The organism is Mangrovactinospora gilvigrisea (assembly GCF_001879105.1).
GTDB classification, from domain to species: Bacteria; Actinomycetota; Actinomycetes; order Streptomycetales; family Streptomycetaceae; genus Mangrovactinospora; species Mangrovactinospora gilvigrisea.
Window position 1 is genome coordinate 1 of sequence record NZ_MLCF01000080.1, and the last position, 14,737, is coordinate 14,737.

Here is a 14,737-nt window from a genome sequence, read left to right on the forward strand (position 1 = left end):
CACCCCCGCCGCGTCCCGCAGGAACGCCCGCCCGAACCGGCCCGCGTCCTCCAGCACGCGCCCCAGCTCCGCCGCCCGCAGCGCGGGCAGGTCCGCCGAGAGCGCCGCCACCCGCACCGCCGGCCCCCACAGCGCCCGCGCCGCCCCCGCGCCATGCTCCAGCGCCGCGTTGAGGCCCGTCCCCGGCTCGTCCGCGACGATCTCCGCGACGCCGCCCAGCTCCCGCGCGACCCGCGCGTCGTCCGTGACCACCGCCACACCCCGCACCGCGCCGCAGCGCAGCGCCTCCGCCACCGTGTCGCAGGCGAACGCCAGGGCCAGCGCCTCCCGCCTCCGCTGCGCCCCCGCGGCCGGGGCCAGCCGCGACTTGGCCGCCGCGAGCCGCTTCACGGGCACCACCAGCGCCCACCCGGCCGTGCCGTCCGTCACCGCGACGCCCCCGACGTCCGTCGTCCGGGGCGCGCACGACGCTCCACGGCACCCATTTCTCGACAGCAGGGGGACCGGAGAGCGACACTGAGTCGGTTGCGGACCCCCGCAACCAGCACAGATCTGCAGGAGGAATCCAGGTGACCCGCGGCAGGATCGGACTCGCCTACCGGCTGGGAGGCGCCATCGCCCGGCCGCCGCTGGCCGCCCTGGCCAAGCGCGAGTGGCGCGGAATGGAGAACATGCCGAAGGACGGCGGCTTCATCACCGTCGTCAATCATCATTCCGCTCTCGATCCGTTCACCTATGCGCACTTCCAGTACAACACGGGGCGTCCGGCCCGATTCCTGGCCAAGGAATCGCTCTTCCGGATACCGGTGGCGGGCTGGTTCATGCGCCACATGGGGCAGATCCCGGTCTACCGGAACAGCACCGACGCCGCCCACGCCTTCAGCGAGGCCGTCGAGGCCGTCCGGGCCGGCGAATGCGTCGCCATATACCCCGAGGGCACGCTCACCCGGGACCCGGACCTGTGGCCCATGACCGGCAAGTCCGGCGCCGCCCGGGTCGCGCTGGAGACCGGCGCCCCGGTCATCCCGGTCGCCCAGTGGGGCGCGCAGCGCATCGTGCCGCCGTACGCGAAGAAGGCCGGGGAGCCCAAGTTCCGGATCCTGCCCCGCGCTACGGTCAAGGTGCTGGCCGGCAAGCCCGTCGACCTCTCCGAGTTCGAGGGGGAGCCGATCACCTCGGACGTGCTGCGGCGGGCCACCGACAAGATCATGGACGCCATCACCGCGCTGCTGGAGGAGCTGCGCGGGGAGAAGGCGCCCGCCGAGCGGTTCGACTTCCGCAAGGCGCTGGCGGCCGAGAACCGCGAGCGCCGGGAGGCCGCCCGCCGCGCCGGCGGGACCGCCCCCGGCGGCGCCGCGTCCACCGACGGCGACGCCGCCTAGACCCGCGCGCCGCTCCGCTGCCCTCTCCCGACCCGACAGGAGGACCTCCTTGACACGCTGCGCCGTCTTCGGAACCGGCTCATGGGGCACCACTTTCGCCATGGTGCTGGCCGACGCCGGCTGCGAGGTGACGCTGTGGGGCCGCCGCCCGGAACTCGCGGAGGCCATCAACTCACGCCGCGTCAACCCGGACTACCTGCCGGACGTTCGCCTCCCCGACGGGATCCTGGCCACCACCGATCCCGCCGAGGCCGCCGACGGCGCCGAGTTCGCGGCCTTCGTCGTCCCCTCCCAGACCTTCCGCGCCAACCTCACGGAGTGGGCGCCCCTCTTCGGGCCCGACACCGTGCTGGTCAGCCTCATGAAGGGCGTCGAACTCGGCACCTGCAAGCGGATGAGCGAGGTCATCTCCGAGGTGGCCGGCACCGGCCCGGAGCGCGTCGCCGTCCTCACCGGCCCCAACCTCGCCCCGGAGATCGCCCAGCGGCAGCCCGCCGCCGCGGTCATCGCCTGCGCCGAGGAGGAGGCCGCCCGCCGCCTCCAGTCGCTCTGCCACACCGGCTACTTCCGCCCCTACACCAGCACCGACGTGGTGGGCTGCGAGTTGGGCGGCGCGGTGAAGAACGTCATCGGCCTCGGCGTCGGCATCGCGGACGGCATGGGCCTGGGCGACAACTCCAAGGCCACCCTGCTCACCCGCGGCCTCGCCGAGACCTCCCGGCTCGGCGCGGCGATGGGCGCCGACCCGCTCACCTTCTCCGGCCTCGCCGGGATGGGCGACCTGGTGGCCACCTGCTCCTCCCCGCTCTCCCGCAACCACACCTTCGGCACCAACCTGGGCCGCGGGATGAGCCTGGAGGAGACCATCAAGGCGACCCGGCAGACCGCCGAGGGCGTCAAGTCGTGCCGCTCCGTGCTGGAGCTGGCGCGCCGTCACGGCGTCGACATGCCGATCACCGAGACGGTGGTGGACGTGGTGCACGGCGGAAAATCCCCCCACGTCGGGCTGAAGGAGCTGATGTCCCGCAGCGCCAAGCCCGAGCGGCGGTGACCCGGAAGGTAGTCTCAAGCCCGATATGACGAACCCAACTGCCACACCGGCACCCCAGAACAGGCGCATCAGGGTCGCGGTCGTCCTCGGCGGCCGCAGTTCCGAGCACGGCGTCTCCGTCGTGACCGCGGGAAGCGTGCTGGCGGCCATCGACCGCACCAAGTACGAGGTGCTGCCCATCGGCATCACGACCGAGGGCCGGTGGGCGCTGGTCGCCGACGCTCCCGAGCGGATGGCGATCGACGGCCGGAGCGTCCCGGCCGTCGAGGACGTCGCCGAGGACACCGCCGGTGCCGTGGTGCTGCCCAACGGCCCCGGCAGCCGCGAGGTGGTGCTCAGCGAGCCGGGCTCGGTCCCCAAGGCGCTGGGCGAGGTCGACGTGGTGCTGCCGCTGCTGCACGGCCCGTACGGCGAGGACGGCACCCTCCAGGGCCTGCTGGAGCTCGCGGGCGTGCCCTATGTCGGCTCCGGCGTGCTGGCCAGCGCGGTCGGCATGGACAAGGAGTACATGAAGCGGGTCTTCGAGTCCGCGGGGCTGCCGGTGGGCCCGTACGTGGTCGTCAAGCCGCGCGAGTGGGAGCGGGACCCGGAGGGTGCCAAGGCGCGCATCGCGGAGCTCGGCTGGCCGGTCTTCGTCAAGCCGGCCCGGGCCGGCTCCAGCGTCGGCATCACCAAGGTCCTCGGCCCGGAGGGGCTCGACGACGCGTTCGCGCTGGCCCGCAGCCACGACCCCAAGGTGATCGTCGAGGCGGCGGTGCGCGGCCGCGAGATCGAGTGCGGCGTCCTGGAGTTCGAGGACGGCCCCCGGGCGAGCGTCCCCGCGGAGATCCCCTCGGCGGGGGAGGACGCGGAGTTCTACGACTTCGAGGCGAAGTACATCGACTCGGCGCAGGGCATCGTCCCCGCCCCGCTGGCGCCGGAGGACACCGCCGAGGTGCAGCGGCTGGCGGTGAAGGCGTTCGAGGCGGTGGACTGCGAGGGGCTGGTCCGCGCGGACTTCTTCCTCACCGACGACGGCTGGGTCATCAACGAGATCAACACTATGCCGGGCTTCACGCCGATCTCGATGTACCCCCTGATGTGGCAGCACACCGGCGTGCCCTACCCGGAGTTGATCGACCGCCTCATCCAGGCGGCCCTCCGCCGCCCCACCGGCCTGCGCTGAGCCCGCTCGGCCCCTGGCCGGGCGCCCCCGCGGCCAGGCGGAAGCCCGGCCGGGTGGGGTGCCGGGGTGCAGAGGCGAGCTTTCGAATTCGGGCGGCGGACAGCGACCGCGATCCACCGGCACCGTCAAGACGTGCTGCGCACCGCCGACTTGACCGCCGACGCGAAGTCGAGCAGCGGATCCACCATCGCCGAGCTCCCCGCCGAGCCCCGCTTCGCCACGCGCACCTGCACCTCGGCCGCGCGGTCGATCGTGGTGTAGCGCTCCGCCCCCGAGCCCCCGGCCTTCTCGAAGAGCCACTCCACCCCGTTCACCGCCGCCGAGTCCGCCGTCGGGTTGTACGTGGCGGAGCCGGGCGTCAGCACCGCCGGCGTCCCCACCCCGCACCGCATCTCCACCTCGGCATGGCCCCCGTCCCCCGACTTCCCCCAGGCCGCCGTGTACGCCGACTTCGGGGTGACGTCCCGCCGCGCCAGCCCGTCCACCTTCTCCGGCAGCCGCGCGGCCAGCGCCCGGCACGCCGCCGCGGCCCGCTCCGAACCCGGCCGCGGCGCGGCCAGCCGCACCGCGCCGGAGTCCGAGCCCGAAGCGCCGCACCCGGCCACCAGAACCAGTGCGGCAACACCTGCGAAGCGGAATCGGTTGGCGCCCATCCCGCGATGGTACGGAACCCTAGATATGGACGATCGGGCAGGTCAGGGTCCGCGTGATCCCCTCCACCTGCTGAACCTTGGCGACCACGAACTGTCCCAGCTGGTCCACCGTCTCCGCCTCGGCCCGCACGATCACGTCGTAGGGGCCGGTCACGTCCTCTGCCAGCAGCACACCGGGGATGTCCTTGATCGCGTTGGCGACCGATGATGCTTTGCTGACCTCGGTCTGGATCAGGATGTACGCCTGCACCACGGGTCGTCCTCCGTCTCGGCTGTCACTCCTGGAAAACACCGCAAGTCAGCTGACACGCTATCGTGCGGCCGGGGAGTTCAGCGAGACGTGCGCCCCGGCACCCAAAACCGGAGGAAGAAGCGATGCAGGCGACCCTGGGCGAACTCGGTGAATTCGGTCTCATCCAGGAGCTGACCGCCCGTCTGCCCAGGACAGCGGCCGTCCAGCTGGGCCCGGGGGACGACGCCGCGGTGGTCGCCGCCCCGGACGGACGCGTGGTCGCCACCACCGACATGCTCGTCGAGGGGCGGCACTTCCGCCGCGACTGGTCCACGGCCTACGACGTGGGCCGCAAGGCCGCCGCCCAGAACCTGGCGGACATCGCCGCGATGGGCGCCTCCCCGACGGCCCTGCTGCTCGCCCTCGCCGCCCCGGCGGAGCTCCCCGTCACCTGGGCCGTCGAGCTGATGGACGGCATCCGGGACGAGTGCCATGTGGCCGGCGCCGCGGTGGTCGGCGGCGACGTGGTCCGCGCCGAGCAGGTCTCGGTGACCATCACCGCGCTGGGCGACCTCGGCGGGCGGGCACCGGTCACCCGCGCGGGCGCCCGGCCGGGCGACGTGGTCGCCGTCACCGGCTGGCTGGGCTGGTCCGCGGCCGGGCTGACGGTGCTCTCCCGCGGGTTCCGCTCGCCGCGGGCGTTCGTCGAGGCGCACCGGCGGCCGGAGCCGCCGTACCACGCGGGGCCCGCCGCGGCCGCGCTGGGCGCCACCGCGATGATCGACATCAGCGACGGACTCGTGGCCGACCTGGGGCATGTGGCGGCGGCGAGCGGGGTGCAGATCGACCTGCACTCGGGTCAGTTCGACATCCCGGCGCAGATGGCGGACATCGGCCAGGCGGTCGGCGTCGACCCGGTGCAGTGGGTGCTGACGGGCGGCGAGGACCACGCGATCTGCGCGGTCTTCCCGGCGGACACCGTCCTCCCGGCCCGCTGGCGGGTCGTCGGCGACGTCCACAAGGCCCCGGCCCCCTCCGACGTCCGCGTCACCGTCGACGGCCACCCCTGGGACACCACCCCCGGCTGGGACCACTTCACCAGCTGACCCCCCCGCCCCTACCCCCGCGGACCGCGCAGCGGTCCGGGTGGGAGGCCGGGGCGGAGGGGCGGCGAACCCCGCACCGCGCGAAGCCGGCAACGCAAGAACCGGGCCCGCCCCGAAGGGCAGACCCGGTTCACGCAAAACCGAGCGGAGACGCTGTTAGCGCTCCACCTTGCCGGCCTTGATGCAAGAGGTACAGACGTTCAGCCGCTTCGGCGTCCCCCCGACCTTCGCACGAACCGTCTGGATGTTGGGGTTCCAGCGCCGGGGCGTGCGACGGTGCGAGTGGGAGATGCTGTTACCGAACTCCGGCCCCTTGCCGCAGACGTCGCAGTTGGCAGCCACGGGTCACTCCAAAGACTTCAGATGCACTAACGGATGGGTCCCCACGCGCTGGCCCCGAAGGGGACCTTCACCGGGAGGGTATGACCCGGTCCAGCGCACGGCTGTCCACGGGCAACTGGTGCAGCATACCCCGCTCCGTCCCGGGGAGGAAAATCCCCCGGGTTTCCGCATCCCGGCACCCCGCCCCGCCCCCGCCTGCCACGACTACGCTGTGGAACCGCGTCCCCGCCCGCGTCCCCCCGCCCGCGTCCGCGCCCGAACGGAGCCCCATGCCGCAATCCGGCGACGAACTGCCCTCCCTCACCGCCGACATGGTGCGCCAGTGGGCGGCCGCCGGGCTCCGCGCCCTGGAACGCCACCGCGCGGAGATCAACGGCCTCAACGTCTACCCCGTCCCGGACGCCGACACCGGCACCAACCTCCACCTCACCTTCGGCGCCGCCGTCGCCGAGCTCGACGCCTGCCTCGACGAGCGCCCCGGCGCCGGCCCCGGCGACGCCGTCCGCGCCCTGGCCCGCGGCGCCCAGCTCGGCGCCCGCGGCAACTCCGGCGCCATCATCGCCCAGCTGCTGCGCGGCGCCGCCGAGGTGCTCGCCCCCGCGGACGACGACGCCGGCTTCGACGCGGCCCGCCTCGGCCGCGCCCTGCGCCGGGCCGCCGACCGCGGCTACGAGGCGGTCGCCGCGCCCGTCGAGGGCACCGTGCTCTCCGTCGTCTCGGCCGCCGCCGACGCCGCCGAGGAGGCGCTGCGCGGCGCCCCGGCCGGCTCCGCCTCGGGCCGGGGCCGCACCATCACCACCGTCCTCGCCGCCATCGAGGGCGCCGAGCGGGCGCTGCTGCGCACCCCCGAGCAGCTGGACGTGCTGGGCAGGGCGGGCGTGGTGGACGCCGGCGGCCGCGGGCTGACGGTGCTGCTCGGCGCCCTCGCCGAGACCGTCGTCGGCCGCGCCTTCGACGCGCGGGCCTTCGAGGCCCGCGCCGCGCTCGCCTCCACTACCGCCGTCCCGGCCGCGGGCTGCGAGACCCCGCGCCCCGCGCCCGACGCCCCGTCGCCCGGCTACGAGGTCGTCTACCTGCTGGACGCCGCCGACGCGGCCGTCGCCGCGCTGCGCGTCCGGCTCGCCGCGCTCGGCGACTCGCTGGTCGTGGTGGGCGGCGACGGGCTGTGGACGGTGCATCTGCACACCGACGAGCCGGGCGCCGCCGTCGAGGCGGGCGTGGAGACCGGCCGCCCGCACCGCATCCGTATCGAGCACTTCGGAGCCACCGCCGCCGCGGCCGGCGAGGCCGGCACCGTCCCCGCGCACGCCGACGGCCACCGCCCCCGCGAGGGCCGCACCGTGCTGGCCCTCGCCGACGGCCCCGGCCTCGCCGACGTGCTCTCCGGCGCCGGCGCCACCGTCCTCACCGGCGAGGCGGACGCCCGCCGGGCCACCCGCACCGTGCTGGACTCCGGCGCCGCCGAGGCGGTGCTGCTGCCGGGCGGCCCCGGCCGCTGGGAGGCCTTCCTCGCCGCCGCGGCCGAGCTGGAGGAGGCGGGGGTGCACGCCCGGGTGGTGCCGTCCGAGTCGCCGGTGCAGTCGCTCGCCGCGCTCGCCGTCCACGAGCCGGCGCGGGCGCTGGACGAGGACGCCGCCGCGATGTCCGAGGCCGCCGCGGCCACCGGCTGCGCGGCGCTGCTGCCCGCCGGGGACGGCACGGTGCGCGGCGTGCTGGGGCCGGACACCGCCGCGGAACCGGTGGTCACGGCCCCCGACGCGGAGACCGCCGGCTGCCTGCTGCTGGACCGGCTGCTCTCCGACGGCGGCGAGCTGCTGACGCTGCTGCCCGGCGCGGACGCCCCGCTCGGGCTCGCCGCGGCGCTGCGCCGGCACGCGGAGGAGCTGCGCCCCGACACCGAGACCGTCATCCTCCCCGGCGGCCACCCCGCCACCCTCCTCACCATCGGGCTGGAGTGACGCCCGGGCCGGATGCGGCCCGCTGTCACCGGGATGGTGTGCAATGGACCCCGTGACCTCCACGCCGCCGCCGACCCTCACCCAGCCCCTCAAGACCTACATCGGCGCCGCCTCCGCGAAGACCTTCGCCGAGCGCCTCGACCTGCACACCGTCGGCGATCTGCTGCACCACTACCCGCGCCGCTACAGCGAGCGCGGCGAGTTGACGAAGATGCGCGACCTCGAACTCGGCGAGCACGTCACGGTCGTCGCCGAGGTCGCCCAGGTCTCCACGCACCCGATGAAGGCCCGCCGCGGCAACATGCTCAAGGCCGTGGTGACGGACGGTCAGGGACAGGTCGACATCGTCTTCTTCCGCGAGCACCCGCACAAGGAGCGCCTGCTGCCCGGCCGCCGCGGGATGTTCGCCGGCAAGGTCGAGGTCTTCAACCGCCGCCTGCAGCTGGCCCATCCCGAGTACGAGCTGCTGGACGCCGGTGACGACGACGCCGTCGACGAGTTCGCCGGCCGCCCCGTCCCGCTCTACCCGGCCACCGAGAAGCTCCCCACCTGGAAGATCTCCAAGGCCGTCACCGTGGTCCTCGACCAGCTGCGCGCCACCGGCTGGCAGGGCCTGACGGACCCCGTCCCCGCGCAGCTCACCGACGACCGCGGGCTGCCCGCGCTCGCCGAGGCGCTGGAGCTGATCCACCGTCCCCGCACCATGGACGACGTCCAGCGCGCCCGCGACCGCCTCAAGTGGGACGAGGCGTTCGTGCTGCAGACCGCCCTCGCCCAGCGCCGCGCCGCCGACTCCGCGCTGCCCGCCGTCCCCCGGCTGCCCCGCCCCGACGGGCTGCTCGCCGCCTTCGAGGCGAAGCTGCCCTTCACCCTGACGGAGGGCCAGGTCGCGGTCGGCGAGGAGATCTTCGCCGACATGGCCCGCTCCCACCCCATGCACCGCCTGCTGCAGGGCGAGGTCGGCGCCGGCAAGACGCTGGTCGCGCTGCGCGCCATGCTCGCCGTGGTGGACAGCGGCGGGCAGGCCGCGCTGCTCGCCCCCACCGAGGTGCTCGCCCAGCAGCACCACCGCTCCATCACCGAGATGATGGGGGAGTTGGCCGAGCGCGGGCTGCTCGGCGGGTCCGCCGACGGCACCAAGGTGACGCTGCTCACCGGGTCGATGGGCGCCAAGGCGCGCCGCCAGGCGCTGCTGGACGCCACCACCGGCGAGGCCGGCATCGTCATCGGCACCCACGCCCTCATCGAGGACACCGTCTCCTTCCACGACCTGGGCCTGGTCGTCGTCGACGAGCAGCACCGCTTCGGCGTCGAGCAGCGGGACGCGCTGCGCGCCAAGGCCCCCGGAGACCGGGTGCCGCACCTGCTGGTCATGACGGCCACCCCCATTCCCCGCACGGTGGCGATGACGGTCTTCGGCGACCTGGAGACCTCGGTGCTCGCCCAGCTCCCCTCCGGGCGCTCGCCGATCGCCTCGCACGTCGTGCCCGCCGTCGAGAAGCCGCACTTCCTCGCCCGCGCCTGGGAGCGGGTCCGCGAGGAGGTCGGCAAGGGCCACCAGGCGTACGTGGTGTGCCCGCGGATCGGCGACGAGGAGGACGAGAAGAAGGCGAAGAAGAGCGCCGAGGGCGACCGCCGCCCCCCGCTGGCGGTGCTGGACATGGTCGAGCAGCTGACCGCCGGCGCCCTCGCCGGGCTGCGCATCGCGGCGCTGCACGGCCGGATGCCGCCCGAGGAGAAGGACGCGGTGATGCGCTCCTTCGCCGCCGGCGAGGTGGACGTGCTGGTCGCCACCACCGTCATCGAGGTCGGCGTCAACGTCCCCAACGCCACGGTGATGGCGGTGATGGACGCCGACCGGTTCGGCGTCTCCCAGCTGCACCAGCTGCGCGGCCGGGTCGGCCGCGGCTCCGCGCCCGGGCTGTGCCTGCTGGTCAGCGAGATGCCGGCGGCCACCGCGGCGCGCGCCCGGCTGGAGGCGGTGGCCGCCACCACCGACGGCTTCGAGCTCTCCCGGATCGACCTGGAGCAGCGCCGCGAGGGCGATGTGCTGGGCCAGGCGCAGTCCGGCTCCCGCTCCAGCCTGCGGGTGCTGGCGGTCATCGAGGACGAGGACGTCATCGCCGAGGCGCGCGCCGAGGCCGTCCGCCTGGTCGCCGCCGACCCGGAGCTGGCCGACCAGCCCGACCTGCGCGCCGCCATCGCCGCCCTGGTCGACCCCGAGCGCGCCGACTACCTCGACAAGGGCTGAGACCCTCGGTGCGCCTACGCTTGAGCCCCGTCCGATCCACGACCAGGGGAGACACCGCGTGACCCGCGTCATCGCCGGCGCCGCGGGCGGCCGCCGGCTGGCCGTCCCGCCCGGCACCGGCACCCGGCCCACCTCCGACCGCGCCCGCGAGGCGCTCTTCTCCACCTGGGAGTCGATGCGCGGCGGCCTCGACGACGCCCGCGTCCTCGACCTCTACGCCGGCTCCGGCGCCGTCGCCCTGGAGGCGCTCTCCCGGGGCGCCGCCCATGCGCTGCTCGCCGAGGCGGACGCCCGCGCCGCCCGCACGATCCGCGCCAACATCGCGGCGCTCGGCCTGCCCGGCGCCGAGCTGCGCCCCGGCAAGGCCGAGGCGGTCGCCGCCGGGCCCGCCCCGGCGCAGCCGTACGACGTGGTCTTCCTCGACCCGCCCTACGCGGTGACGGACGATCACCTGGCCGGACTGCTCACCCGGTTGCGGGACGGCGGCTGGCTGGCGCCCGAGGCGCTGGTCGCGGTCGAACGCGCCACCCGGGGCGGGACGTTCGCCTGGCCGCCCGGATTCGAGCCCCTCAGGTCCCGTCGGTACGGCGAGGGGACGCTCTGGTACGGTCGCGCCGCTACCGGCACGTAAACGTAAGGGTCAAGGAGAGTCACAGTGATGCGCCGCGTCGTCTGCCCGGGGTCGTTCGACCCGATCACCAACGGCCATGTCGACATCATCGCCCGCACCTCGAAGTTGTTCGACGAGGTCTACGTCGCGGTGCTGATCAACCCCGGGAAGGCCGGGCTCTTCTCGGTCGCCGAGCGGGTGGCGCTGATCGAGGAGGTCACCGCCGACCTGGGCAACGTCAAGGTCGAGGCGCACCACGGGCTGCTCGTCGACTACTGCCGGGAGCGCGACATCCCGGCCATCGCCAAGGGCCTGCGCGCGGTGAGCGACTTCGACTACGAGCTGAAGATGGCCCAGATGAACCACGGGCTCACCGGCGTCGAGACGCTCTTCATCCCGACCAACCCGGTCTACAGCTTCCTCTCCTCCTCGCTGGCCAAGGAGGTCGCCTCCTACGGCGGCGACATCTCCGGACTCGTCCCGGAACCGGTGCTCGCGGCGCTGCGCGAGCGGCTCGCCGAACGCGGCTGAGCACCCCCTGTAGAGTCCACTCCGTGGACAGCGCAGAACGCCGGATCGACGAAGCCATCGGACTCATCAACGGGGCCCGGTCCCTCCCCATGTCCTCCTCCTGCGTCGTGAACCGCACCGAGCTGATCCGGATGCTGGAGGAGGCCAAGGCCGCCCTCCCGGAGCAGCTGGCCACCGCCCGCGCCGTGGTCGAGGAGCGCGACGCGCTGGTCGCCGAGGGCCGCAAGGAGGCCGAGCGGATCGCCGCCCGCGCCAAGAAGGAGCGGGCCGTCCTCGTCTCCGAGACCGAGGTCGCCCGCGAGGCCCGGCGCGAGTCGGACGCCGTCCTCGCCAAGGCCCGCCGGGACGCCGAGGAGACCCGCCGCAAGGCCGACGACTACGTCGACCTCAAGCTCGCCACCTTCGAGGTGGTGCTCGGCAAGACGCTGGAGGCCGTCGGCCGCGGCCGCGAGAAGCTGATGGGCCGCCGCCCGATCGCCGAGCTGGGCGGGGAGGCGCCGGAGGGCGCCGCCGAACTGCCCGGCCCGCGCCCCGCGGAGCGGGCCGGGAAGGACGCCGGCAAGGGCGAGGACGGCGGGGCCGGCGAGGCCGCGGACGTCCCCGAGGTCGACGTCTCCGGCTTCTTCGACACCTCCGTCATCGACGCCGACCGCCTCCGCACCCTCAACGACCCCGACTGACCCGGCGCCGGCGCGAGCGCCGCCGGGAGCGGGGGCGAACCGTCCGGAATGCGCCCGCCGTCGGCCCGAATCGGGTCCGAGTTGGGACTGGCGGGCCTGTCCAGTATCCTTGTCCCTCGGCCTGGGCCGTCGCGCCCGTTCGCCGCATTCGACCGCACCTCACCAGCAGTACCGCCAGAGAGCAGGAAGACCCCTGAAGCGCCTCGACCACCGCGATCCGCTCACGCTTGACACGCGTGAGCTGGGCAGGCGTCCCGGAGCGATGCAGACGCAGAGCCGCTCCGTCGACGCGCCCGCGGGCCTCGGCATCGCCGGGGTGATCGGCGTGCCCGAGGGCGATCCGCTCGAGATGGAGCTGCGTCTGGAGTCCGTGGTCGACGGTGTGCTGGTGACGGGCACCGTGCGCGCCCGGGCGGCCGGTGAGTGCGTACGCTGTCTGGAGCCCGCCGAGCAGCCGCTCGACGTGGAGTTCCAGGAGCTGTTCCTCTACCCGGACGTCGCCGACGAGCGCGGCGCCGACCGGGGCAAGGGGGACGGCGAGGACGAAGAGCCGGAAGAGCTCCGGATCGAGGGCGACCTGATCGACCTCGAACCGGTGGTGCGGGACGCGGTGGTTCTCGAACTGCCGCTCCAACCGGTGTGCCGGGAGGACTGCCCGGGCCTGTGCCCCGACTGCGGGGCGTGCCTGGCGGACGATCCGGAGCACCGGCACACCGACGCCGTCGACCCCAGGTGGGCGGCCCTGCAAGGACTCACCGTCGCACCCGAGCACTCGGGCGCCGGGGATGACAACACCGATGGCGCCGACGGTGCCGAGAACCAGGAGAAGTAGCGATGGCAGTTCCGAAGCGGAAGATGTCGCGCAGCAACACGCGCCACCGTCGCAGCCAGTGGAAGGCGACCGCCCCGGCGCTGGTCCCTTGCCAGACCTGCAACGAGCCGAAGCTCGGGCACATCGCGTGCCCGAACTGCGGCACCTACAACCGCCGTCAGGTCCTCAACGTCTGACGGGCAGGTGCGAGGAGCGATGACGGCTGCGAAGAGGTCCAATCGGTCGCGCGGGGACGCCAACCGTCCGAGCGAGGGCCGCGGCCCGCAGCACGAGGAGTCGCTCGACATCCTCGAAGGGCGGCTCGGGTACACGCTCGAAGCCGCCCTTCTGGTGCGCGCCCTGACGCACCGCTCGTTCGCGTACGAGAACGGCGGTCTGCCCACCAACGAGCGCCTGGAGTTCCTGGGCGACTCGGTGCTGGGCCTGATCGTCACCGACACCCTCTACCGGGCCCACCCGGATCTCCCCGAGGGGCAGCTGGCCAAGCTGCGCGCGGCGGTCGTCAACGCGCGTGCCCTCGCGGGTGTCGGGCGGGGCCTCGAGCTGGGCCGGTTCATCCGGCTCGGCCGCGGCGAGGAGGGCACCGGCGGGCGCGACAAGTCGTCCATCCTGGCCGACACGGTGGAGGCCGTCATCGGCGCCGTCTACCTCGACCAGGGCCTGGACGCCGCCACCGAGCTGGTGCACCGGCTGTTCGACCCGCTGATCGAGCAGTCCGCCAGCCTCGGCGCCGGTCTCGACTGGAAGACCAGCCTCCAGGAGCTCACCGCGGAGACGGGCATCGGCGTGCCCGAGTACCTCATCTCCGAGAGCGGCCCGGACCACGAGAAGCATTTCGCCGCGGTCGCCCGCGTCGGCGGCGACGACTACGGCACCGGCACCGGGCGCTCGAAGAAGGAGGCGGAGCAGCAGGCCGCCGAGAGCGCCTGGCACGCCATCCGGATCAAGGCCGGGCTGGACAAGCCGTCCCAGGACGGCGTCGCGCCGACCGTCTGAGCGGACGGCGGCGGGCGAGACGGGGGAGGATCACGGGATGCCCGAGCTGCCCGAGGTCGAGGTGGTGCGCCGGGGCCTGGAGCGCTGGGTCTCCGGCCGCACCGTCGACTCCGTCATGGTGCTGCACCCGCGCGCGGTCCGGCGGCACCCCGCCGGCGCGGCGGACTTCGCGGCCCGGCTGACCGGTCGCACGCTGGGCACGGCGCGGCGGCGCGGCAAGTACCTGTGGATCCCGCTCGACGACGCCGCCGACACCGGCGACGGCGGCGAGGCGCTGCTGGCGCACCTCGGGATGAGCGGGCAGATGCTGGTCCAGCCCAAGGACGCCCCCGACGAGACGCATCTGCGCATCCGGGTCTCCTTCGCTGACGCGGCCGGCACCGAGCTGCGCTTCGTCGACCAGCGCACCTTCGGCGGGCTCGCGCTGGAGTCGACGGCGGCGGACGGGGTGCCGGCCTCGGTCGGGCACATCGCGCTCGACCCGATGGACGGCGCCTTCGACGACGCCGCCTTCCACACGGCGCTGCGGCGGCGGCGCAGCGAGGTGAAGCGGGCGCTGCTCGACCAGTCGCTGATCAGCGGCGTCGGCAACATCTACGCGGACGAGGCGCTGTGGCGGGCCCGGCTGCACTACCGCCGTCCCACGGGGACGATGACGGCGCCGCTCACCGCGCGGCTCCTCGCGGAGGTGCGGACGGTGATGGGTGCGGCGCTGACGGCCGGGGGGACGAGCTTCGACTCGCTGTACGTCAACGTCAACGGCGAGAGCGGGTACTTCGACCGCTCGCTGGCGGCGTACGGGCGGGAGGGCCTGCCCTGCGGGCGCTGCGCGACGCCGATCCGGCGGGCCGCGTTCATGAACCGCTCCAGCTACTACTGCCCCCGCTGCCAGCGCGCCCCCCGCTGACCGCGGTGACCTGACCGCCGCCCCGGGACCCCACCCGGGGC

16 protein-coding genes and 1 pseudogene are annotated in these 14,737 nt (G+C 74.3%); 13 read left to right on the forward strand and 4 right to left on the reverse strand.

Going from position 1 to position 14,737, the window contains the following annotated elements:
• Nucleotides 1-429: pseudogene (locus tag BIV57_RS14970) on the reverse strand (2-phospho-L-lactate guanylyltransferase); the annotation flags it as partial.
• A gap of 140 nt (nt 430-569) precedes the next feature.
• On the opposite strand from BIV57_RS14970, the gene BIV57_RS14975 reads away from it, so the two are divergent.
• From BIV57_RS14975 to BIV57_RS14985, 3 genes are read left to right on the forward strand one after another with little or no spacing between them, the layout of a single operon-like run.
• A complete protein-coding gene (locus BIV57_RS14975; RefSeq protein WP_071657303.1) occupies nt 570-1,382 on the forward strand; it encodes a lysophospholipid acyltransferase family protein in 813 nt (270 codons plus the stop codon).
• 49 nt (nt 1,383-1,431) lie between these two features.
• Entirely contained in the window at nt 1,432-2,433 is a 1,002-nt protein-coding gene (locus BIV57_RS14980) for an NAD(P)H-dependent glycerol-3-phosphate dehydrogenase (RefSeq protein WP_071657304.1), read from the forward strand.
• 25 nt (nt 2,434-2,458) lie between these two features.
• Entirely contained in the window at nt 2,459-3,598 is a 1,140-nt protein-coding gene (locus BIV57_RS14985; RefSeq protein ID WP_071657305.1) for a D-alanine--D-alanine ligase family protein, read from the forward strand.
• A gap of 125 nt (nt 3,599-3,723) precedes the next feature.
• Here the strand turns inward: BIV57_RS14985 and BIV57_RS14990 are convergent, their stop codons facing one another.
• Both BIV57_RS14990 and BIV57_RS14995 read right to left on the reverse strand, forming a co-directional pair.
• On the reverse strand, nt 3,724-4,251 hold the full coding sequence (locus BIV57_RS14990) for a DUF3515 family protein (RefSeq protein ID WP_071657306.1): 528 nt from the start codon (nt 4,249-4,251) through the stop codon (nt 3,724-3,726).
• Nucleotides 4,252-4,270: 19 nt separating this feature from the next.
• On the reverse strand, nt 4,271-4,504 hold the full coding sequence (locus tag BIV57_RS14995; RefSeq protein WP_071657307.1) for an Lrp/AsnC family transcriptional regulator: 234 nt from the start codon (nt 4,502-4,504) through the stop codon (nt 4,271-4,273).
• 122 nt (nt 4,505-4,626) lie between these two features.
• On the opposite strand from BIV57_RS14995, the gene BIV57_RS15000 reads away from it, so the two are divergent.
• A complete protein-coding gene (locus BIV57_RS15000; protein WP_071657308.1) occupies nt 4,627-5,589 on the forward strand; it encodes a thiamine-phosphate kinase in 963 nt (320 codons plus the stop codon).
• 156 nt (nt 5,590-5,745) lie between these two features.
• On the opposite strand, the gene rpmB is transcribed toward BIV57_RS15000, so the two are convergent.
• Nucleotides 5,746-5,931, reverse strand: a complete 186-nt coding sequence (gene rpmB, locus BIV57_RS15005) for a 50S ribosomal protein L28 (RefSeq protein ID WP_071657309.1) — start codon at nt 5,929-5,931, stop codon at nt 5,746-5,748.
• A gap of 269 nt (nt 5,932-6,200) precedes the next feature.
• Between rpmB and BIV57_RS15015 the strand changes: the two genes are divergently transcribed.
• From BIV57_RS15015 to mutM, 9 genes are all read left to right on the forward strand, one after another.
• Nucleotides 6,201-7,889, forward strand: a complete 1,689-nt coding sequence (locus tag BIV57_RS15015; protein ID WP_107409572.1) for a DAK2 domain-containing protein — start codon at nt 6,201-6,203, stop codon at nt 7,887-7,889.
• A gap of 43 nt (nt 7,890-7,932) precedes the next feature.
• Entirely contained in the window at nt 7,933-10,140 is a 2,208-nt protein-coding gene (gene recG / locus BIV57_RS15020; RefSeq protein WP_071657311.1) for an ATP-dependent DNA helicase RecG, read from the forward strand.
• Between the two features lie 58 nt (nt 10,141-10,198).
• Nucleotides 10,199-10,771, forward strand: a complete 573-nt coding sequence (rsmD, locus tag BIV57_RS15025; RefSeq protein ID WP_071657312.1) for a 16S rRNA (guanine(966)-N(2))-methyltransferase RsmD — start codon at nt 10,199-10,201, stop codon at nt 10,769-10,771.
• A gap of 27 nt (nt 10,772-10,798) precedes the next feature.
• A complete protein-coding gene (gene coaD / locus BIV57_RS15030) occupies nt 10,799-11,281 on the forward strand; it encodes a pantetheine-phosphate adenylyltransferase (RefSeq protein ID WP_071657313.1) in 483 nt (160 codons plus the stop codon).
• 23 nt (nt 11,282-11,304) lie between these two features.
• Nucleotides 11,305-11,961, forward strand: coding sequence for a hypothetical protein (locus tag BIV57_RS15035; RefSeq protein ID WP_071657314.1), 657 nt, complete (start codon nt 11,305-11,307; stop codon nt 11,959-11,961).
• A 262-nt stretch (nt 11,962-12,223) separates the two neighbouring features.
• On the forward strand, nt 12,224-12,793 hold the full coding sequence (locus tag BIV57_RS15040) for a YceD family protein (RefSeq protein ID WP_079170349.1): 570 nt from the start codon (nt 12,224-12,226) through the stop codon (nt 12,791-12,793).
• Nucleotides 12,794-12,795: 2 nt separating this feature from the next.
• Complete coding sequence (gene rpmF, locus BIV57_RS15045) at nt 12,796-12,969, forward strand: 50S ribosomal protein L32 (RefSeq protein ID WP_071657315.1); 174 nt, start codon at nt 12,796-12,798, stop codon at nt 12,967-12,969.
• A 19-nt stretch (nt 12,970-12,988) separates the two neighbouring features.
• The gene (rnc, locus tag BIV57_RS15050; RefSeq protein ID WP_071657316.1) at nt 12,989-13,789 is read left to right on the forward strand and encodes a ribonuclease III; all 801 of its coding nucleotides are present in this window, start codon (nt 12,989-12,991) and stop codon (nt 13,787-13,789) included.
• Nucleotides 13,790-13,826: 37 nt separating this feature from the next.
• The gene (gene mutM, locus BIV57_RS15055; protein ID WP_071657317.1) at nt 13,827-14,696 is read left to right on the forward strand and encodes a bifunctional DNA-formamidopyrimidine glycosylase/DNA-(apurinic or apyrimidinic site) lyase; all 870 of its coding nucleotides are present in this window, start codon (nt 13,827-13,829) and stop codon (nt 14,694-14,696) included.
• Nucleotides 14,697-14,737 lie beyond the last annotated feature (41 nt).

Excerpts from the sequence above, each read along its gene's own strand:
- BIV57_RS14985 (WP_071657305.1), top strand. The coding sequence starts at position 2,459 with ATGACGAACCCAACTGCCACACCGGCACCCCAGAACAGGCGCATCAGG.
- BIV57_RS14990 (WP_071657306.1), bottom strand. The coding sequence starts at position 4,251 with ATGGGCGCCAACCGATTCCGCTTCGCAGGTGTTGCCGCACTGGTTCTG.
- BIV57_RS15000 (WP_071657308.1), top strand. The coding sequence starts at position 4,627 with ATGCAGGCGACCCTGGGCGAACTCGGTGAATTCGGTCTCATCCAGGAG.
- BIV57_RS15015 (WP_107409572.1), top strand. The coding sequence starts at position 6,201 with ATGCCGCAATCCGGCGACGAACTGCCCTCCCTCACCGCCGACATGGTG.
- recG (WP_071657311.1), top strand. The coding sequence starts at position 7,933 with ATGGACCCCGTGACCTCCACGCCGCCGCCGACCCTCACCCAGCCCCTC.
- coaD (WP_071657313.1), top strand. The coding sequence starts at position 10,799 with ATGCGCCGCGTCGTCTGCCCGGGGTCGTTCGACCCGATCACCAACGGC.
- BIV57_RS15040 (WP_079170349.1), top strand. The coding sequence starts at position 12,224 with ATGCAGACGCAGAGCCGCTCCGTCGACGCGCCCGCGGGCCTCGGCATC.
- rpmF (WP_071657315.1), top strand. The coding sequence starts at position 12,796 with ATGGCAGTTCCGAAGCGGAAGATGTCGCGCAGCAACACGCGCCACCGT.
- rnc (WP_071657316.1), top strand. The coding sequence starts at position 12,989 with ATGACGGCTGCGAAGAGGTCCAATCGGTCGCGCGGGGACGCCAACCGT.
- mutM (WP_071657317.1), top strand. The coding sequence starts at position 13,827 with ATGCCCGAGCTGCCCGAGGTCGAGGTGGTGCGCCGGGGCCTGGAGCGC.